At 49.3% G+C, this 20,610-nt stretch carries 17 protein-coding genes; 5 read left to right on the plus strand and 12 right to left on the minus strand.

Annotated features, from left to right (window positions below; translation table 11 throughout):
- Positions 1 to 16 precede the first annotated feature (16 nt).
- The 6 genes from C8D98_RS13225 to C8D98_RS13250 all read right to left on the minus strand — a co-directional run bounded on the left by C8D98_RS13225 (position 17) and on the right by C8D98_RS13250 (position 5,713).
- Positions 17 to 952 (minus strand): ABC transporter substrate-binding protein, encoded by a 936-nt coding sequence (locus C8D98_RS13225; RefSeq protein ID WP_132874641.1) that lies wholly within the window; start codon positions 950 to 952, stop codon positions 17 to 19.
- Complete coding sequence (gene hutX / locus C8D98_RS13230; RefSeq protein ID WP_132874642.1) at positions 949 to 1,440, minus strand: heme utilization cystosolic carrier protein HutX; 492 nt, start codon at positions 1,438 to 1,440, stop codon at positions 949 to 951. Before hutX ends, C8D98_RS13225 begins: the two co-directional genes overlap by 4 nt.
- A gap of 17 nt (positions 1,441 to 1,457) precedes the next feature.
- Positions 1,458 to 2,852, minus strand: a complete 1,395-nt coding sequence (gene hutW / locus C8D98_RS13235; RefSeq protein ID WP_132874643.1) for a heme anaerobic degradation radical SAM methyltransferase ChuW/HutW — start codon at positions 2,850 to 2,852, stop codon at positions 1,458 to 1,460.
- Positions 2,849 to 3,403: a flavodoxin domain-containing protein gene (locus tag C8D98_RS13240; RefSeq protein ID WP_132874644.1), complete on the minus strand. Its 555-nt coding sequence runs from the start codon at positions 3,401 to 3,403 to the stop codon at positions 2,849 to 2,851. Before C8D98_RS13240 ends, hutW begins: the two co-directional genes overlap by 4 nt.
- A gap of 9 nt (positions 3,404 to 3,412) precedes the next feature.
- Positions 3,413 to 5,473, minus strand: coding sequence for a TonB-dependent receptor plug domain-containing protein (locus C8D98_RS13245; RefSeq protein WP_132874645.1), 2,061 nt, complete (start codon positions 5,471 to 5,473; stop codon positions 3,413 to 3,415).
- Positions 5,474 to 5,569: 96 nt separating this feature from the next.
- Positions 5,570 to 5,713: a Com family DNA-binding transcriptional regulator gene (locus C8D98_RS13250; RefSeq protein ID WP_207891286.1), complete on the minus strand. Its 144-nt coding sequence runs from the start codon at positions 5,711 to 5,713 to the stop codon at positions 5,570 to 5,572.
- 233 nt (positions 5,714 to 5,946) lie between these two features.
- Between C8D98_RS13250 and C8D98_RS13255 the strand changes: the two genes are divergently transcribed.
- The gene (locus C8D98_RS13255) at positions 5,947 to 6,531 is read left to right on the plus strand and encodes a YceI family protein (protein ID WP_132874647.1); all 585 of its coding nucleotides are present in this window, start codon (positions 5,947 to 5,949) and stop codon (positions 6,529 to 6,531) included.
- A gap of 62 nt (positions 6,532 to 6,593) precedes the next feature.
- Here C8D98_RS13255 and C8D98_RS13260 read toward each other — a convergent pair whose 3' ends face one another.
- Positions 6,594 to 7,973 carry an LPP20 family lipoprotein gene (locus C8D98_RS13260; protein ID WP_132874648.1) on the minus strand — a complete coding sequence of 460 codons (1,380 nt, stop codon included), beginning with the start codon at positions 7,971 to 7,973 and terminating at the stop codon, positions 6,594 to 6,596.
- 52 nt (positions 7,974 to 8,025) lie between these two features.
- On the opposite strand from C8D98_RS13260, the gene C8D98_RS13265 reads away from it, so the two are divergent.
- The 4 genes from C8D98_RS13265 to C8D98_RS13280 all read left to right on the plus strand — a co-directional run bounded on the left by C8D98_RS13265 (position 8,026) and on the right by C8D98_RS13280 (position 13,753).
- Positions 8,026 to 8,721, plus strand: coding sequence for an SDR family oxidoreductase (locus C8D98_RS13265; protein WP_132874649.1), 696 nt, complete (start codon positions 8,026 to 8,028; stop codon positions 8,719 to 8,721).
- A gap of 130 nt (positions 8,722 to 8,851) precedes the next feature.
- Positions 8,852 to 9,388 (plus strand): Hsp20/alpha crystallin family protein, encoded by a 537-nt coding sequence (locus C8D98_RS13270; protein WP_132874650.1) that lies wholly within the window; start codon positions 8,852 to 8,854, stop codon positions 9,386 to 9,388.
- A 105-nt stretch (positions 9,389 to 9,493) separates the two neighbouring features.
- A complete protein-coding gene (locus C8D98_RS13275) occupies positions 9,494 to 11,251 on the plus strand; it encodes a hypothetical protein (protein ID WP_165871343.1) in 1,758 nt (585 codons plus the stop codon).
- 240 nt (positions 11,252 to 11,491) lie between these two features.
- Complete coding sequence (locus tag C8D98_RS13280) at positions 11,492 to 13,753, plus strand: multiheme c-type cytochrome (RefSeq protein ID WP_132874652.1); 2,262 nt, start codon at positions 11,492 to 11,494, stop codon at positions 13,751 to 13,753.
- A gap of 41 nt (positions 13,754 to 13,794) precedes the next feature.
- Here C8D98_RS13280 and C8D98_RS13285 read toward each other — a convergent pair whose 3' ends face one another.
- The 5 genes from C8D98_RS13285 to C8D98_RS13305 all read right to left on the minus strand — a co-directional run bounded on the left by C8D98_RS13285 (position 13,795) and on the right by C8D98_RS13305 (position 20,467).
- Positions 13,795 to 14,799 carry a 4Fe-4S dicluster domain-containing protein gene (locus C8D98_RS13285; RefSeq protein ID WP_132874653.1) on the minus strand — a complete coding sequence of 335 codons (1,005 nt, stop codon included), beginning with the start codon at positions 14,797 to 14,799 and terminating at the stop codon, positions 13,795 to 13,797.
- Positions 14,800 to 14,802: 3 nt separating this feature from the next.
- Complete coding sequence (locus tag C8D98_RS13290) at positions 14,803 to 15,486, minus strand: TorD/DmsD family molecular chaperone (RefSeq protein WP_132874654.1); 684 nt, start codon at positions 15,484 to 15,486, stop codon at positions 14,803 to 14,805.
- An 8-nt stretch (positions 15,487 to 15,494) separates the two neighbouring features.
- Complete coding sequence (locus C8D98_RS13295) at positions 15,495 to 16,802, minus strand: radical SAM protein (RefSeq protein WP_132874655.1); 1,308 nt, start codon at positions 16,800 to 16,802, stop codon at positions 15,495 to 15,497.
- Between the two features lie 149 nt (positions 16,803 to 16,951).
- The gene (locus C8D98_RS13300; RefSeq protein WP_132874656.1) at positions 16,952 to 17,569 is read right to left on the minus strand and encodes a 4Fe-4S dicluster domain-containing protein; all 618 of its coding nucleotides are present in this window, start codon (positions 17,567 to 17,569) and stop codon (positions 16,952 to 16,954) included.
- Positions 17,570 to 17,584: 15 nt separating this feature from the next.
- A complete protein-coding gene (locus tag C8D98_RS13305; RefSeq protein ID WP_132874657.1) occupies positions 17,585 to 20,467 on the minus strand; it encodes a molybdopterin-dependent oxidoreductase in 2,883 nt (960 codons plus the stop codon).
- Positions 20,468 to 20,610: the final 143 nt, after the last annotated feature.

Genomic DNA, 20,610 nt, shown 5'->3' on the forward strand with positions numbered 1-20,610 from the left:
TTGTCAGTATATTCTCTCACCTGAACCGCTCCGGATAGATCAGTCTGGCGAGTCTGAGCACAGCCTCACCCGTGCGCACGGTGGGGTTGTTGCCGTAGGTTTCGAAGGGCAGGCTTATCACCTTGCCGTTCTTAACCGCCGCCAGACCGCTCCATGCGGGGTGCTTTGTCAGTGCGGAATCGTTCTTCGCTTCGGTTTTGTTGTCGTGGTTTATCAGGAATATCATGTCGGGATTCTTGGCCGCCACATACTCAAGGTTCACAGGCACAAACCCTCTGGACATTGCCGAACCGGCCATGGGGCCGCCCTGCTTCTCGGGCTTTGCGCCCACGGCAACGTTGTCGCCGCCGGCCATCTCAAGCATCATGCCTGAATAACTGTCGGGCATTGCCATGCTGTAGCTTTCAGGTGAGCCGTAAAGCAGGAGCACTTTGACCTTTTTAACGTCTTTAAGTTTAGCCTGAACGTTATTGATTTTAGATTCGATATCAGCCACTGCGGCTGTTGCTTTCGCTTTGTTTCCGGCAATCTCGCCGAAGGTGCGGACTGTGTCCTTCACCTGAGGCAGAGTGACGGGGGAGAACAGAGCCATCTTAATGCCAGCTCCGTTCAGCGAACCCCGCAGAGCCACATGGAAAGGGAAGTTCATGCCGATTACGAGGTCGGGCTTCATTGCCACGATGCGCTCGATATCCGGATTCTCCACCTTGCCCACGTTGGGCAGTCCTTTCAGGCGGTTTTCGATATATTCCGGCGTTGTGGAGCTTACAGCATAGGCCGCAGGGGTTCCGCCCGCCGCAAAGAACATCTCAAGGTTTGAGCTGTTGAGCACAACAACCTTCTGAGGCTGTTTGTCCAGTGTTATTGTTGTGCCGGAATGGTCTTTAAAGGTTATCTGCGCAAATGCCGTTCCGCAGAAAAGAACCAGAAGGAGTGTTATCAGCTTTTTCATTGCATCATGCTCCTCTTAAGGGCGTTGAACTTCTCAACCTGATCCTGTTTCAGCTCATAGCTTTCGTCTCTGCCCACATGTATTTTGAAAGACGCATTGCCCTCTTTGTCGTAAACCTGAACCGAAAGGCTCTGTTTGCCCATGAATGGTCTGCTGACAAAGTGGATGCTGTCGAATTTATCCGCCATAAAGTGTCCGCCGATGGGGGATGTGTCGGAGTGGAGGTTGAACATGCCGTGGGAGTATTTTCCTTTGGGAAGCTCACCGTTCACCTCGAAAATGACACTGCCGTTGGAGACTATCATAAGTATTTCGCCCCATGTGCTAATCTCGTCCATCACCTCGTTGAACTTCGAGATGCTGACCTCAAATGACTCCTCGTCCAGAGCACGGACAATCTCCCTTTCGGGAACGCTGAGTGCTCTCGCCGCCATGATGGTGGCAACGCCCTTTTTCTCGCTGAGATACTGCTTTATTTCCGCTGTCATTTCTCTCTCCTGTAACTTTAATTCTGAGCGGCCACTTTTGCCGCCGTCGGGGTATATTCGCTGTTGAAGAAAAGCTCCGTCACATCAATGAGCGACTGAGCCATGTTCACATACCAGAACTGCCCCTGAGGGGTGAGTTTTATGGACGAGCCAACCCTTTCTGCCAGTCTGCGCTCCTCCCATGAGCTGATAAGGGGTTCGAAAACCTCCGTCAGCCGGAATCCGGCCTCCCTGTCCACCATATCCCCACGGAGATATCCGCAATCGATCTGGCTTGAGATAAGGTTATGGAGCCGCTGACGTTCGTGACTGCGGCTCAAGCCCATGATGGGTTTGCGTCCCGCCTGAACCATTTTCAGGTAGGGTTCCAGCGACATATGGGTGAAATATCCGTACTGAGGGGTTCTGCCGCCTGCTCCTGCTCCGAAAGCGTGCATTGTGTGCCCCTGCTTCGTCATGCGGTTATAAAGGCTTCTGTCCCTCGTATCCCGCACCCAATGCGCCATAGATGGCTGCATATAGCCAAGCTGCTGCATCAGCTTCTGGGCTTTTATAAAATAGACCGACTGCTCCGCCGTTGTGGGAGGGGGAGGCAGTTTCTCCTCTTTTATCTTCTCCATCAGCCTTCCGTCGTCGAACACGTTCAGCTGATACAGAGCCATTCCGTCCACACCTATTCTGTCTGCGGTGAGGATGTCCTCCAGAAAACCGCTCTCGGTCTGATACGGCAGTCCGAACATCAGGTCGATGGATACGGTTGCCTCGTTAAGAGCTTTCAGCTTCTCAAGCATCCGCATTACGGTCTCGCCCTCATCCACACGGCCTATGGATCTGCGGGTTTTTGTGTCGAAAGACTGAACACCCAGAGAAAAGCGGTTGACCCCCGCATTCAGGCAGGCCTCTATCTTCTCGTCGGTCAGCTGATAGGTTCTGGTCTCAAATGTGAACTCACAGTCGTTTGCCAGCGGCAGATTATCCTTTATGGCGTTCAGCATTGCGGCTATCTGCTCTGCGCTGAGTGCGCCGGGAGTTCCGCCGCCTATGTAGACAGCATTTATCCTGCCGGATGAGACCACCGGCAGAGAGGCAGAGGTCTGAATCTCCTGCACCAGTGCGCCCGTGAACGCCTCCATCATGTCAGCCTTGGCAAGGTTCTTAAAGAACCCGCAGTAGAGGCATCTGGTCTGGCAGAACGGCACGTTGACATACACCAGCTTGTTACCCTCCGAGGGCTGGGAGCTTGCGTACATCCACGCCTTATGAGTCTCCTCCGGAGGCACAGCCTCTCCCTTGCTTCCCGCATGCACCGTGCGCTTTTTGTCATATGCCTTTGAAAACGTATCTGCGTCCTCGTTTCCGAATATCAGCCTGCGTTTCTCTTCCGTAAGGCTCGTCGTCCAGTCTGCGTTCATGCCTTCACCTTTGCCATGCGGCCTATCAGCTCTTCCGCAAACGTCCAGCACTCCCTCTTGTCCATCAGGGTTCTGGGTTTCTTGCGGTCAGCGGCTTCGGTTTCCGACAGGCCTATCATTTTGTAAAACTGCTCGATGCCCTTTTTGTCCCTGTCGGTCATGGTCGGAAATACCATCTGACCGTGGAGCATTCCGCATCCGACAACATTGTCGCCGAGGCTTTGGGCATATTTTTCCAGCATCAGGATCCCGCCGTGGCTTTTACCTTTGTGCATGATAGGCTCGGTTTTCATCGCAACGCCGAAGAGTGCCGTTCTGCAGGTCTGAAGCTCTGAGGAGTACTTTTCCATGTACTCCTCAAGCTCCTTTAAAAACCCGTGGTTATAGATGCCCGAGCCGAGGAGCACCAGATCGCACCCGCCCGGCTCAGAAGCATCCGCTGCACTCTGTGTTGCGACTGCAAAGCCCTCTGCCTCAAACCGCTCGGAGATCCATTCCGAAATCTGTCGTGTGGAACCGTAGCGTGAGCCATAAACAATCTTTACAGTCATGTTATCTCCTTAGAACTCTATTCCGGCTTTCAGGACAAAATGCCTGCCCGGTTCAACCAGTGATTCGGTGGCCATTGCCAGATAGTAGTCTTCGTTGTTCAGGTTAAGTGCTTCGGCTGCAAGCATCAGCCTGCGGCCGCTGTCGAAAGTGTATGTGCCGGACAGCGACAGGTTATATGTGCTGTAGCCGGGGTCGGTGGTGACTGCACCTGCGGCATCCTCAGTGTCGGCGGACTGTGCATATCTCATATACAGGTCGGCATTGAACAGAACATTTTTGCCGAAGGCTCTTGAGTATTCAACACCGTATCTGGCAAATCTTTCCGGCAGACCGACTTTTTCTGTCTTGTATGTCGCATATTCGTAGTCACGGCTGACCAGTGTCGCCTCAATGTAGGGACGGAAACCGTTGACGGTGTATCCCAGAGCAAGTTCAAGCCCCTTTGTGGTGGCATCGTTGATGTTGGTGTACACGTTGGCAAAGCCGCTGGCTGTGGTTGAGTCCACAGTTTTCTGAGTGGTGATGTAGTCCTTCGCTTTGCTGTAGAAGAATGCCGCATCAATATCGAAACCTTTTGCCATGTATCTAACGCCAAGCTCATAGTTTGTGCTTGTCTCGGAATCCAGATCCTTGTTGGATTTTGTGGGTGTGCTGCTTCCGTGGGTGGTTCCCATGTAGAGCTGCTGAAGGTTGGGCGTACGATAGCCTGTGGCAACCTGCGCACGCAGAACAGTGTCTTTAAAACCTTTATATGTAAGCGAAAGGCTTCCCACTGTGCTGTCGGTTTCGGAACTGCCTGGGGTCTGGCCGCCCTTGTTTGTGCTTTCAAGTTCAGTCTCTGTTCTGGTGTAGCGCAGACCGCCTGTCAGAACGAAATCTCCGGCGATTATCTGCTCATCCTGCACAAAGAATGACATTGAAGACTGGTTGGCATCGCTTTTGTAAGCCGTTGCGCTTGTCTGTCCGAAGTTCTGGATGCTCTCTTTGGCTTCCAGATCGTCTTTCATGTATTCTGCTCCGAGGATAAGCAAATTTGTCTCGGTAAAAACCAGATTCGTCTGAGCGTTGAAGCCCACAGAATCGAGGTCATTTTTGGTTCTGGAGAGATAAGACATCACCGGCATCATGGGTGACATCTTCATATACATGTTATTTATAAATTCCTTGAAAGTGTTCTGATGGTAAACATCCAGACGGAATCTGGAAAGAACGGCATTTGTGTTATTGAATTCAAAATAGGCCTGAGTCTTATCCCTGTTCCATTCGGGCAGATCCATCTCCATTTTCGTGTTGCCTATTACGGAAGGATCCACGTTCTCCATTCCTGTCTTAACCTCGTTGTCGGAGCGGTAGACAGTGTGCTCAACGCCGAAGTCGAAATTTTTGTTCTTGTAGCCCACAAGGCCTCTGTAGTTCGTGCTGTCAAACTTGGTATAGTCCACCTTGTCGCCGTCAGAGTCTTTGCGGTCGCCCTGAACTGTGTCGGTGGCATCAACCCGGTAATAAACGCCGCCCAGAGAGCCGAACAGCGAAAGCGATGTGCTTGTTCCGCTGGTTCCTGAGTCGTAAATTGTTGAGAGTGAACCCTGAATGGGCTTTGTGCCGCCTTTTTTGGTGATGACGTTAACAACGCCGCCGATGGCTTCTGAACCGTAGAGTACGGAAGCGGGGCCTTTTATAACCTCAATCCTTTCGATGGAAGCGACATCAACCAGCAGAGGTGCGCCGTCCATAGACTTCTGCTCGGAAATCTTAACGCCGTCGATCATTACCAGAGTTCTTGATGCGTTCTCGCCCCTGATGCTCAGTCTGAAAATACCCGATGAACCTGTGGAGGAGAGCTGAACGCCGGGGATGTCACGCAGAAGGTCGGCAAGTGTCGCCGAGCCGGACTTTGCGATATCTTCTGACGTTATGACCGAAATGGTCATAGGAACCTCTTCCACAGCCTTTTCAGACCTTGTGGCCGTAACGAGAACCTCATTCTGCTTAAGCTGAACATCCGCCGCATACGCAGACACCGATACCAGCAGAGCAGCAAGAAACGCAGTCAGTTTCTTTCCTGTCATGTGAAAAATCTCCTGTAAGTTTTTTGGAATTCTAAGATTCTCTGGTTATGCGGACAGCCCTGAGAAACAGAGCCGTTAAAGTCCGTGGTTAACGGATTATTTGTTTGCGGCCTGAGAAGCTATCACCTGAATGAAGCCGCATTTGGGGCATTTGACCTCAACGAGCCGTACATGCCCTTTCATAAGAAGCCTGCCGCATCTGCGGCATCTTATTTCCTCTTCAATTTTCAAATTCTGCATGTTGTCCCTTTCAGCCATAGAAATTGACCTTACTTGAGTACTTCGGCAGCCGGATTATTGATACTGATTATCATTATCTGATTTTGGTGTCAATATGAATCAGGACAAATTTACATTTTTTTCAGCATGAAAAACTCTGATCGTCCTCCAAAGCCTTTCCTGTTGACTATTCCATGCGCCGACCTAACTTTAACATTAAGGAGATCTTCCGAGTTAATTGCAGGAGAACCGAAATGAAAAAGATATTATCAGGATTTTTTATGGTGTTCGCACTGGCGGCAGTGACCCATGCGACCGAATGGAACATCGACAACGACCATACCAACGCATTCTTCAGCGTTAAGCACATGATGATAGCCGACGTTCAGGGCATGTTCTCCGAAGTCACCGGGGTTGTCAGTCTGGACGAAAAGGACATAACAAAATCATCGGTTTCCGCTGTTATAGACGTTTCATCGCTGAACACAGGAGTTGCGGCGAGGGACAACCATCTTAAAAGTGCAGACTTTTTCGATCTGGCGAAATACCAGAAGATCACATTCGTTTCCAAAAGAGTTTCCGTTAACAAGGACAAAAGCCTGTCTGTTACAGGCGATCTGACCATTCACGGTGTAACGAAAGAGACAGTGCTTTGGGTTGACCTCTCAAAGGCCATTAAAGACCCGTGGGGCAACACCCGACTGGGAGGCAGAGCAGAAACGATTATAAACAGAAAAGACTTCGGCATAGTGTGGAACGGCCTGCTTGAGAACGGCAGTGTTCTTGTGGGCGACGAGGTCAGAATTGTTATCGACCTTGAGCTGATACTGAAAAAATAGCAGCAAAAAGCCCGCTTCGGCGGGCTTTTTTTATATGTCACTCTGAGCGTATGCGAAGAATTTCATTCTGCCGTTGTAAAGAGCAGAACGGCCTCGGAAACAGCGTTCTCCTGCTTTTTGAGACCGGAATTGACCAGCGCACGGGCGGAGGTCACGGCCTTTGAGGGATCACGGTTCACTATATAAAGCCCGGAACTACCGTCAAACTTCACAAGCGGAACGGCATCCGAAGGATCTTTTGCTGATGCTATCACCTGTAAACTCTCCACACCGTAGGGAGCTGTCACTGAAAATTCTCCCAGGCTCACCCACTTGTTCGCATCGTCGGCGTTTATGAACCTGATGAATCTTCCGGGAGCCTGCGCATTCTGAAACTCAAGCAGATACGACAGCTTATCGCCTTTTTTGACAGTGTGCCCGATAACGTACACATAGGCGGGTGCGGTTGTCTTCACCAGAATCTCAACTGATTCCGCCCTTTTGAAAAGAAGGTTTCTGCTGCCCTTGTTCGTGGAAACATCCACCCTGAAATCATTTGAAACAGCCAGCCCGCTGTAAAGCAAAGCATCGAAATCCGCAGTTTTCGGTTTATAGTCCAGTCCAGCGAAAGCCGCAGGAAGAAGTCGTGCCGTTCTGGCATAAAGCGTTGTTCCGTCCCACCTGTTCACCAGCCTGTATGTGAGGATTATCTCTTTTCCCTGAACCGTATATTCACCCGAAAAGTGATAATCAGCTGCATCCGGAGAGTTTCCGGATGCCAGTCTGCCGCTTAAAACCGACTGAACCGCCGCCGCAAAAGGGGTTATCTCATGGCTGTTCTCAGCGGAAGGGGGAAAAACGTATATACTTTTCTGCGTTATATCTCTGGTGAGCAGAAACGCCGCATCCTCGAAGGTGGACGCTGTTCTCTGAACGGCCTCCAGAAGCTTTGCAATTTCTGCGGAGCTTATGTCTTCATCTTTTTTGTATTCACTGCCCAGAAGGCGGGCGACGGGAAGTATTTTTTCATAGTTATCGGCTTTTGCAAAAGCTGTTTCCAGTGCAACCACAGTCTGTTCGCCTTTGGTTCCTGCTACGGTTTTCAGATTTTTCCGGATATCATCCGCCAGAGAGTTCAGAGCTTTTTCATACATGGGAAGGGACTTTTCGGTGTTCAGAACAGCCGAAGCGGTGAAACCGCCTTTGGATTCGAAATAGCTTATTTCAGCACCCAGAACGGGCAGGTCGGAATAGGCATCGACTCTTCTGTGCCCGTCCGTCTTTCCGGCTGAGTTTTCAGAAAGCGAAAACTCCGAACGCACTTTCACCGAAAGCTGCGAGGCCAGATCCGACAGGGCGTTCGCCCTTGCCGTCTCCCTGTCCGCACCGAACCCCTCACCCGAAAAACGGGCGGCGTGCACTGCGAACGGAATCAACAGGATAAGTATGATAAGTCTTAACATAATACGATAATAGTCCTTGTTTTTTACGGCGGCAATACCTTATCATTGTCACATGGGAAACATACTGGTGACAGGCGGCGCAAAGGGCATCGGCAGAGGCATTGTCAGGCATATGACAGCTTCAGGCCGGAAAGTGTTCATTGCCGATATTGACGAGGCCGCAGGAAAACAGACAGCAGAGGAGACCGGAGCGGTGTTCATAAGAACCGAGTGCGCCGATGAGGCATCGGTCAGAGCATGCGTTGAGCAGTGCGGAGAGCTTTATGCGCTGATAAACAACGCAGGAATAGCTTCGCCGAAGCGTCTTCCGCTGAACGGGACAACCCTTGCCGACTGGCAGAGGGTCATAGATGTCAACCTCACCGGAGCGTTCCTCTTCGCAAAATACGCCTCAGCCCGCATGATCAAAGGCCACATAATCAACATAGCATCAACCAGAGCCTTCCAGTCGGAACCGGACACCTTCGCCTACAGTGCATCCAAGGGCGGAATAATCGCCCTTACCCATTCACTGGCGGTAAGTCTTGGCCCGGATATTCTGGTGAACTGCATCAGCCCCGGCTGGATAAACTGCGACGAAACATACAGCCCCGCCGAAACCGACCACAGCCAGCACCCCGCAGGCCGTGTCGGAACACCGGAGGACATTGCAAAAGCCGTACAGTTTCTCATATCATCAGAATTCATCACAGGACAGAACATCACCATAGACGGCGGTATGACCGTCAAAATGATTTACTCAGAATAATTTACGCTCAAAATCTACCCTCAGGCCACTAAAAATACTTGACACAAGCGGACTCATATTTAATTTTATAGATATGGGTGGATAACACCATGTAACAACCAAATAAAAGGGAAATATCAGGAGGTAGATCATGGACGTTAAAAAGTATATCCCTTGGAACTGGTTTAACAGGGAAGAAGAGGAACAGGGCAAACCCATGCCGTTTGCAAGGGACGAAAAACAGGGCATCAGCCCCATTCAGCAGCTTCACAGCGAAATGGACAGAATTTTTGATCAGGCTTTCAGAGGTTTCGGCATCCGCCCGTTCAGCAAAGAGTTTGAGGCGGATATTTTCAGACCTACACTTGACCTGAGCGCAACCGAGAAGGACTACACAATTGCAGTTGAGATCCCCGGAGTTGACGAAAAGGACGTGCATCTTGAAATGACCGCCGACACAATGGTGATAAGAGGCGAGAAAAAACAGGAAACCGAAACCAAAGAGAACAATTTCTACCGTATGGAGCGTTCATACGGAAGTTTCCGCAGGGTGCTCTCCCTGCCTGAGGACGCCGACAGGGAAAATGTTGCAGCCGTCTTCAAAAAGGGTGTTCTGACGATCACAATCCCCAGAAAACCTTCGCAGAAGACGGATGTCAGACGCGTTGATATAAAAAGTGCCTCGTAATTTCAAAAACTCTCAGCCCGGTTTTTTTACCGGGCTTCTTTTTTTATGCTTAAACAATCCGACATGCCACCTTTGAACGTGATATAATAACATCAGAGGTGAACCATGGCTATAAACATGCGTTATTTGGTTGCAGTTTCTGCAATTTTTTTCTCCATTATTTTAAGCGGATGCGGGGACGGTTCGTCATCCTCATCGTCACAGAACAACGAAGTATACTCAGCACTTCCCGAACCCGAAGAGCACTACGGGGTCGACTTTCACCCTGCCGGACTCTTCTCGCTCTCTGACAGCGGAAAATCCAAAGGCCGTATCGGAAAGGCGGAAGTTTCCGAGTATTCGGCAGGAACCAGCCATGACAACTCCGAAGGCAACTGGGCTTTCGGGCTGGACAAAGAGGCTCTCACCGCAACACTGGGTTCAGACGCTGTGGAAGGCTATGAAAAAAATATAAACGGGTTCGTCTCCGATGTTGTTTCACACCCGTCGGTCATTCAGAAACTGAATGATGTGATGACCAGCTTCCCCATGTTTACAGGGGCACACGTGTTCACTGAGGCTGATATAGACTACAGGGTTCAGCTGACCTCTGTTTCTGTTGCGGACGGGGTCTATACTTCAACAGGCGATATCAAATCGCTCATAAGACTTAACCTGAGCGTACCCGCAATTTTCACCAAGGACAACAGTGCGGCTGTTTCCGCCTGCTCGGACGAAATTCAGACACTTCTGTCGGAGAATTTCGTTCAGCCAGCCAATGCGGAGTGGAGCTACGGCCTTAATATCGTTCTGACTTTCATAACTGATAACCGTGAAAGCACCCACCTTTACGAAACAGAGCACAGCATAACCGATGCTGAGATGTCGCAGGTGGCAGATGATTTCGGGCTTATTCTGTGGTTTCTGCAAAACCTCGCAAACCACGATATCCCATCGTATGACATAGTTTTTTCACTCACCCCCTCAAAATCACTCTCAGACTCACTGGGAGATATTCAGGGACTGGCTAAAGAGACAGAAAATGCGGAATGCCAGATGGCCATCGATTCGGTTATGCCCGAAGCATCGCTGATAATTCCGCTGGTGACATCATCGGCCGCACTGGACGGAGACTACGAATACTACACCCACCGCTACAGCGAGGATCTGGACAACCTCAGCGCAGGCAGCGAATACGGCTCCTCCTGTCTCCACGACGGTGACGGCAACATAATATCCATGGGCGATGACTCCACCTGCTCCTCCGGAAGCGGAACGTATCTTTTCTCAACATCTGGGAAAAGCAAGGACGGCACGACAATTCTGTCGGTCAGAACCCCATATGAAAAAAAGGTCGACACAAGAACCACAAAAGGCTTCTGCAACAGTTCTCCGTGGAACCAGCTGCGCACGCCCAGATTCGGCAGGGGAATAAGACTGTCATTGACGGAATGGGCGATACACGGTCAGGTGGCCGACCACTGGAACATCCACTGGTATCAGCGTCCCGGAGCGGCACTTACCCAGTCGGCCATCAGCGATGCGGCATATCTTGTTAAGATAGTTGCCCAGCAGACACTCGTGGGCGGTTCATGGTGGGGATTTGCGGCCTCTTCAGCAAGTCTGGCTTATAAATATGCGTCAAAATTCGATATATCCATCGCCGGACACAAAATGGGCGGCGACACCAACAGCAGGATGGGCGATCTGATAGTGGCTCTCATAAGATTTGCCACCCTCAGCGACAGTGTCAAAAAATACGCTCAGTCGATCGCCATCTCCCAGACTGTGGAAGGAGTGGCACAGATGATACAGACACAGGCAACCGGCTGGCAGGACTATTACAGCGGTTCCCACAAGGTCTGCGGCTATCAGTTCAACTAAATCAGCAAACCGGCCCAAAAGGCCGGTTTCTTTTTTTTATCACCCGTTTGCGGCCTGTTCACAGTAAAACCCTTTAATTCCAACATATTATCAACACCTTTTTATCTTATCATCCGCATATTGAACCAACGGCGACACACTCCTGAACAACAGTGCCGGAGAAGGAAATTTTGCAGGAGGTTGGTATTCTTTTGCCTGATTCGGTATCAGAGGGAGTTAATTTAATAGGAGGCTAACTATATGCTGAAGCGGATTTTATTCATTATCCTCATCGCTTTCACCTGTTCGGCTCTGCTGACAGGCTGCGGCAAGGACGGTTCCGACGGCGCAGACGGAGCGGATGCGGACACAGATGCGATCATTGCAGAGCTGAAGGCTCAGCTTGAGAGCGGGGAAATAACCATTGCACAATACGAAGAGGCCATAGCCGAGCTTGAAGCTCAGCTCACAGCCGCAACAAAGACAGTTTCAAACACCGAATCCTGTTCGGTATGCCACGATTCAGCGGAACTGCACGAAGTGACTGTAGGGCTTTATGAAGCCACAGGAGCAACCCTCACCGTAACCTCCGCCACAACGGCGACAGTGACGTTCAAGGCCGCAAAGGACGGCGTAAACCGTACCGATGCCATAGGCCTCAGACACGGTTCACTCTATTTCTATGACTCTGCCAACAGCGGATACAACAGATACGGCATCGACTCTTATGTTACAACAACAGGGCCGGACGCAAACGGAACCTACACATCGGTCATAGACATCTCAGCCGACACGGCACTTACAGCGAAGATAAACCTGCTGACCACAAACGTCAGATACTGGCTTTCTTACGGCAACAGCGGGGCGACAAACACCAACAACTTTGAGGTCGTTGAAAATTACCCAGCATCGCCCAATACATCAATAACCGATGAGAGCTGTCTGACCTGTCACTCGGATTTCATCTGGCAGTACGGCACAAACAAAGCAACAAACGCCTATCACCACGGTTCAACACCCAAAGGAGCTGAATCCTGTATCGTATGCCACTCCAGATATGACAGCGGAAGCGGCAAAAACTTTATGAAATACGTACACGGCATCCACAGTTCCGGGGAAGCTGAGGCCGGATACAAAACCGTCAACTCGAAAAGCTTCAGCGTACACTATCCCCAGTCGCTGGCCAACTGCGTGACCTGTCACAACTCTGACGACAGCCTTGAAGCCGCCACAGATGACTCGCAGTTCACCTATGAAGTCTGTATGACCTGTCACGACGGCTGGAGTTCTTTTGATGACCTGCCCTCGGCAATAGACCACACGGCATACGGCACGGCAACAACCTGTACCACTTGCCACAGCAACGCCGCAGGCATAGCACCCACCTTTGCAGACCTGCACACAGGTGTTGAAAAAGCGAGAACACACAACATTGTCTACTATACTCCCGAAATAACCGTGGATACTGCTAACAGCAAAATATCGGTTGTATGGGGCGCATTTACGGACAACGATGAGAGCGGAACCTATACCACAGGCGACACTTTCCTTGACGTTACACAGACAGCCGACACAACAAAACCCATCTTTATGCAGAGCTACACAGACAGGGTTGTTGACGGTATCGCAAAATCCGACGGCGTAAGGATACTTGTGGGCTACTACGGATTCGGAACTCAGGATGTTGTGGCATATGACGGGTACACCAAAACCAATCTCACAACCACCAGTTCCTCCACATCCGGCTACACGACCTATAACTCAACAACAGGAAAGGCCACCACGACAATAGCCCTGAAAACTGCCAATATCACCAGCTATGAGGTGACAAAAGGCATAGTGGGCATCATAGGAATCCCGTTTGTGGACGGCGAGAACGCATACGTCACCAGCGTTACAAAAGAGTTCAACATAGACGGCTCAGCGGTTACGGCACGCACGGCAGTTGCAAACAACGACAAGTGCGATGCATGTCACACATCCGTAGCCCCCTCCGGTGCAAACGGCATAGCCATTCACCTGAACGAGGATTCATCCGGTGCACACGGCCACACTGCCATCGGCAATGTCGATACTTGCAGAATATGCCACAACTCAGGTTCGGCGGCAGGACACTATGCACAGCAGTCCAGATCCATCGACTCCTATCTGCATGCCATCCACGCAGAACAGCCAACAACTGCGGCATACGACTCGTTCACCATCAAGTATCCCAACTATATCAAAGACTGTACGGTATGCCACGACAGCGGCACATATGAAGCTCCCAGCCAGACAAACGCTGTGGGCGGTGTTGTAAGCGGTTCCGAACAGTCCGACGGAACACTCCTTTCCGCAGATCAGACGGTGAACGGACCCGGAGCGGTCGCTTGCGGCTCTTGCCACAAAACAATGGCCATTGTGTCAGGCGATTCGGGCACTGTCACATCCATAAACGCACACACGGCATCGTTCGGATACAGGGTCTCCATATCCAACATGACGTTCCTCGAAGTTCTTCAGGCTGTTTTCGATTTACTGTAAAACAGACGGGGAGAGGGTTTTGCCCTCTCCCCTTTTTTAGATTAAAGTCTGTAGGCCTTAACGGCGTCGTACATGCAGGAGGTCATACAGAGTCCGCAGCCGGAACATTTGTCCGGATCTGCCGTAACCGCTGTCGTATACTCCCTTCCCTTGATTGTCTCTTTGGTCAGTGTGAACACGGACATAGGGCAGACCCGTGCGCATATTCCGCACTTTCTGCACTTTTCCGAATCAATGTCAACAGTGACAAGAAGGCCCTCCCCCCTCATTCGCTGTATAAGCTGACTGCCGCCCAGCGACAGTAAATTTGCAATATAATCTTCATAGCCCTTTCTTTCCGATGCCAGAATGGTGCGCTGACGCTCCTTTTCGTTCTCTGTCATCGAATACAGGGTTTCGCCTATTGTGCGCTTTGCTTTGGTGCGCATAAAGCCGAAGAACTCACGTCTGGTCAGTTCCTCTCCGCCGCCTTTGAGTCTGTCTGCGGCAGTGGCTCTCTTTGGTTTCTCTTCGTATTTTTGTATTTCGGTGCGGACGTTCATGCCCGCCAGTTCAAATATCCTGTCGGCCTTTTCCGCTTCGGCCGAAACCACAGCCAGACAGTTTCTGGAGCATTTGCCGCAATCCCCATGTTCAAGAATGATCCTTCCTGCCCCCATTGCGGCAAATCTCACAAGCATATGTCTGTCCGCAAAGGACAGGGAACGTATATGCGCGGCAGCGTCATTATTGTCCCTACAGGAGACTTTGCATTCCCCGTCCTCTGCTATCTGTTGTCTTACCTTGTTCATAAGTTTGCCGAGGTCGGCAAGTTTCAGCGTAAAAACCCTGTTCGGGCATACGGACGCACAGAGACCGCATGCAGTGCATCTGTCCCAGTCCACCACAACCTTGCCTCCGGCAGATGTTATCCGGATGGCATTCGCAGGGCAGATATCCGTACATTTCGTACAGCCCGACAGCTTATGCCTGACCCTTGAGCAGGCGGCGCTGTCTATAACCATACATTCGCTGAGTCGGCCTACGATACCTTCGACAATTCCCATATATTACTCTGTCATTTCTTTCAGAAACGCCGAATCCTCCTCAATGAACCCTTTCAGCATATGCGCATATGCCGGATAGAAGAGTGTTCCGAGCTTTTCACCCTCAGCTATCACCTTGTCGCACATCTCAGGCACCCACCTGAGAATGTGGAGGTTGTAGAAGTCCAGCTGGGCATTAAGTGCTGATTCGGCTTTTTCAAAGTCGCCGGCCTCAAGGCTGTCGGCTATATTTTTACTCAGAAGCCCCATGAACTGAAGCTCCATGGAAACGTGATCCTCAATTGTTCTGTCGTCATCAACACGCTTGAAAAAGTTGCTGAGATAGAAAGCCTTAACCTCGCTCCACGCATCCTGCTTTATCAGTTTTTCAGGTGAAACATACACCGATTCATAAAGCGATACCTCGTTCAGAGCGAACAGTTTGGTGAAGTCTCTGCTTCTGGCCAGACGTGTGGATTCCATATCTGCATTCTCAAAGTCCGATGTGCCGTAAACGGCAGAAAGAAGTCCTGCGCCGTTCAGCAGGCTTGAGTTGCAGGATGAAGCCGCAATTGAAGCCATATGTCCGGCTGTAACAGCAAAAAATTTATCGGTCTGGTCAGACGGAACATCCGTAAAAACCTTCGAAAAAACATTGAAGGCAACGTTGCGTCCTCTGTGAACGTTAACGATTTCAACTACATCCATGATTCACCTCATATATCTGCTGAATAATCAAATTTTTCCGGATCTATCAGATCCACCTTAACCTCTCTGACAATAAGCGAACAGTCGTCAAACTCCGCTATGTTGTATGTGAGAGCCGCTTCGGTGAGTCCTTTAATGTCTTTTATATGCATGGGATGGAACTCTATCTGCATTCCGTTCTTAGAGAACGGAAGCCCTTTGCTGCTGAGATATTTTTCAGCTTTAACCGCATTTCTGCCGTAGGCTCTGGCGGATTTTATGAAGAAGTCCCTTTCGGACATGACTTCATACTCCATGGGCTGAATGCTGCTGTTCTGCATGAAAACCTGCGAAGTGAGCTTGTTTTCAAGGGAGCAGAAGTGAACACGCATTTTAAGCTGCTTCTCAGCGGCAAACTTTAAAAGCTCGACGCACTCCTCGGCGCTTCCGGCAACAGGCAGACCGCCTGCATATTCGTAGTCGTAAAGCACTCTGTAGGGTCTGGGCTTCACTTTGAAGCCTCTGTTGGCATATTTTTCAGAATTTACCCAGGGGTAAAGGAATTCAAGAATGTTGATTGCGTCCGCACCCGCATCTTCCAGTTCCACAAGCAGACGCTTCATTGTCTCAAGGGTTCCGGGAATAACGGGCATCTCGACCATCACGCTGGGAATTATACCTGCGATATTGCGGATTATCTCCACTGTCTCCTGCGGATAGCCGTCGCCCTCCGCCTTTACGCTCACACGCACTTCATCAAGACCTGCGTTCGTGAGTTTCGTTGCCAGCATGGGAGTGAGGTAGTCGCCGTTTGTGTAAAGCCTGAGATGGGCTTTGGGATATTTAGCACGGCATTTTTCAAAAAACTCTATGGATTTTTCAGGCAGCAGAAGGGGTTCCCCCCCGGTCAACGCTATTGACGTAAAACCCATTCCCCCGTCTGCGGCCTCTATCTCGGCGAACGCATCGTTCACGTTCTCAAGATAGTGTTCATAATCATCCTGATTCATATTCGCACAGAAAAAGCAGTCTCTGTTGCATTTGAGTGTATGGAACACCGTCATTGACAGGTGGCCTGTTCGGCAGTTAGCGCAGGCAGGCGAAACTTCACCGTAGTGAAGGCTGTGTCCGAAGCCGGAGCTGCTGACCCCGGACACATTCTCCACATTTTCCTTATAAGTAAACCCACTTGAGGAAAGCGTCCTGTCTATGCTGATTCCCGAACCTTCAGCGGCAGCCATGAAGTCCTCGTACATACGGACGTATCTCTCTGCGTCATTTCTAAAATCTTCATTGATTATCCTGTCCAGATTGTCTCTTCGTATGTCGATTATCATAACCCTGCCTTATTTTGCATTATTTCATCTTTATCTCAATATGCCCCAGCGAAAGTTAAATCAAGGTAAAATAACGCAAAAAAAGTAAAGAAAATGTGCAGCGGAAGAGGATTCCCCCGCCGCACATCGTTTCTTATAAGTAGCTTAGCTTATGCCTTCGGTTTAAAGAATATCGAAGGTACAGTGTCGCCGGACTTAAGCGTGTTGCCGTTGGAGTCCTTGTCGGTCTGCGGGAAGCCTACAACAGTGCGAACCGCTGTGGGATATTTCGCCGCTATCTCCTCGGCTGTGCCGAAATCAAGCGCACGCTGAGGACAGGATGCTACGCATGAAGGCTGAAGCCCTTCTGCCTGTCTGTCCCAGCACATGGTACATTTCTGCATGGGGTGAGCCACTGCCCAGCTTGCCTGTTTTACAGGTTCGCTTGCATCGTCGGCAAACTGAGGTGCGCCGTAGGGGCACGCAACAGCACAGGCCTTGATGGACTGGCAGAGGTCACGGTTGACTATTACGATGCCATCCTCGTCGCGCTTGTAGATAGCACCCACGGGACAAGCCGCCGTACATGCGGGATTGGCGCAGTGGTTGCATGACATTACGAGATTAAATATCTTCACATCAGGAAAAGTTCCGCTTTCTTTGCTACTTAATTTTCTCCAGCTTGCTTTGCCGGGTTTTACATTATTCCAGCTTTTGCATGCCACAACACAGGTGCTGCAACCCATGCATCTGGTTTGATCAAAGTAAAATGCTAATTGTTTAGACATGTTATTCTCCTACGCCTATCCTTTTCTTATATTTACACGGGTATCTGCACCAAGAGTCATGCCTTGACATATCCTCGCAGGGCGACGTTTAGTAAGAACATTAATTGCTCCGCCAACATCAGGTTTCCCTTTAGCGTTGTCACCGTTAGCCCAACCGCCCTGCCCCATTGCAAGCCAGCCTTCCCTTACTCTTTGAGTTACAACCGCTGTTGCATATATGGAGCCTCTCGGGCTCTCAACAATTACCCTGTCTCCAGTAAAAATGCCTTTTTTGCCTGCATCCTCTGGGTTCATCCATATCGGTTCGTAAACAGAGTCGTCCCAAACCTCTCCAACTTCACGTTCAGGATCCATATATGAACTATTTCCGTATACATCTTTTTTGAAAACTTCGTTCAAATAGGCATTGTTGGCGTGAGTTGAGTGTGAACGGTAATAAATATGCCATCCGTTAAGACAGTACGGGAACTCTGTCTTGACGTTTTGAGGATCAGGATGCTCTCCGTTTGCAAATTCTCCTTCAAGCATGGGTATAAACATTGGAATAGCATATACGAACTTCCCTGTTGTTTTTCCGTCATGCAAAGGACCATCGAGAGTAACTCTTGCATCATTATTATCGTAATACCTTGCTTCGTAATCCTCCACCATTGCCTGTGAATAAATTTCAAACTTTCCAGTGGGGGTCAAAAGAGGATTAGCTGACGGATCATTTCTGTATGGAGCCAAAGGATCAAATTTGCCATAGCTTGAATCCATGTGAAAGATCCCTTTTTCTTTCCATTCTTCGTAAGTCATTTGTGCATTATAAGCAGTAAGCAAAGGTTCTATCGCCTGCCTTCTCCAATCATCAACAGTTTTGCCCTCTGTATATGCTTGAAGAACCCCCAGCTTGTCGGCAATCTTTGCAACAATGTCATAATCTGGTAATGCTTCACCAAGAGGTTCCACTGCCTTATTCATACATATAAGTACATCCCCGGCAAGCCATCCCGAACAAGCACCTTCTTTCTCAAAAGCAGTAGCAGCAGGAAGGATATAATCTGAAAATTTTGCTGAACCCGTCATGAACTGATCTGCGGTAACAATTAACTCAATATTGCTTCTATCTTGAACTATTTCAACAACTTTGTTGTAATCACCGCATTGGTTGACAAGGGCGTTTCCACCGAAATTAAGCATTCCTTTTATTGCGGTAGGAAATTTCTTAACCTGCCCGTCATTCCACATTGATTTGCCCGTACCACCATATTTAGCTATGTCCGGCCACAAAAAAACAGGGAAAGATGCTCTTGTAACGACAGGAGTATAATCTGGAGCTGTAAGTTTGCTTAAATCATATATTCCTGTGAAGTCGGCGTATGCGGCATTGGTGCCGGTGGGGAAAGATATACCAAAAGACAACGGCTGCCTGTCGGTGTATATACCTACATGTCTTCCCGGCTCACCAAAGTTTTTTGTTATAACGCCAAGAGTGTAGCAGTGCAAAGCTCCGTATTCGCCTTCTGACTGCCTCTGAAAACCACCACCTAACCACATAGTTACTTTTTTCTTAGCAAATGTTTTAGCTAATTCTCTTATTTTAGCAGCAGATATCCCGCAAATAGGCTCCGCCCATTCAGGGGTTTTAGCAATTTTACCATATGCAAAAACAAGAGCATCTTTAAGGTTATCGTTCGGATCATAGGCATTGTAGTTGTTATAACCTATTTTATCGGGATATACTGACGTATTTCCGTTAAGCCCTGCACGAACAAGCCTATCATCGGTTCCCATTACATAAGCACTGAGAGAAGAACCGTTCTGAACAATATACTTAGTAGTCCTATCAACCTCTCCATGGTATGTTTTGGCTATTGCAGGATATAAGTCGAAAGCCTTATCATCAAAAAAACCATGAGTGTACTTTAAAATAAACTCAGCATCCAGCCATGGATCTGATTTCAAAGTACCATCAGTATTCCATGTGTTCACAATCAACTCATAAATCATAGCCTGTATCAGAGCAGCATCTGTTCCGGGAAGAACGGGTACATGTGAGCTGGCATGAGAAACAACAGTCTGAGAAACACGGCTGTCTACGACAACTACCTCTGTGCCCTTTTCTTTAATCTGCTGAATATACCACGCTGTATTGGTACCCCAAATACTTTCAGCAAAATTTCCGCTCCAAATAAACAACGCATCAGCATCAAAAGCATCTTGTCTGGTTTTTTGAGGAGGGAAATAAAAATTTTGTCCAAAAAAGAACCAGCTTGTATGTTCAAGTGAAGGCCAGCTGTAATCATTGCGGTATATCATTTCTCCGCCAATTAGATTGAGTAAACGAGATGCGCAGGCAGCGGCACCAGCAACCTCTGAACCATCACCAGAAGCATAATGACTAATTAAAGATTTTGCGCCGTATTTGTCTTTAATAGCTGAGAGTTTAGTAGCAATTTCGGTTGCCGCTTGTTCCCATGAGATTTTTACAAAACCGTTAACATCGCCTCTGTTTCCTGTCTGTTTCATAGGATAAAGGATACGATCCTTACGGTAAATCCTTTGAGTATTCGAGCGGCAACGTATACAAGCTCTCATCTGAGGTAAATCCGTACTGTCACCATTCACAATATTACGATCAGGCGTTTCATCTGTGACAATCCTTTTTATTACCCCATCTTTAACATAAACTTTAGAAACACATCTTCCACCACAGTTATGAGGTGCGGCTCCCTTCACAACTGATTCTGTTATTTTAGGCACCGCAACTGTGATGTCCTCTTCCATATGAGTCTTGCCGCCTCCGCCTCCGCCGCAGCCGTATAATGCTGCTGTTGCGCCGGCTACACTCGCTCCCTTGAGGAACGTACGACGGGTAAAGTTTGATTTATCTAAAAGTTTCTCTTTAAGGCTCATTGTTTAACTCCCTATTTGCTGTACTGATTTGGTGCATGCGCTGTCTTATGGCATGTAAAGCAGGTTGTCTCCTGTACAGGGAAGTGACAGCCTGTGGTGCAGTGACGGTTAAGAGGCTCTCGCCAGCCAGGTCGGTGGCTTGA

This window comes from Seleniivibrio woodruffii (genome assembly GCF_004339245.1).
Taxonomy (GTDB): domain Bacteria; phylum Chrysiogenota; class Deferribacteres; order Deferribacterales; family Geovibrionaceae; genus Seleniivibrio; species Seleniivibrio woodruffii.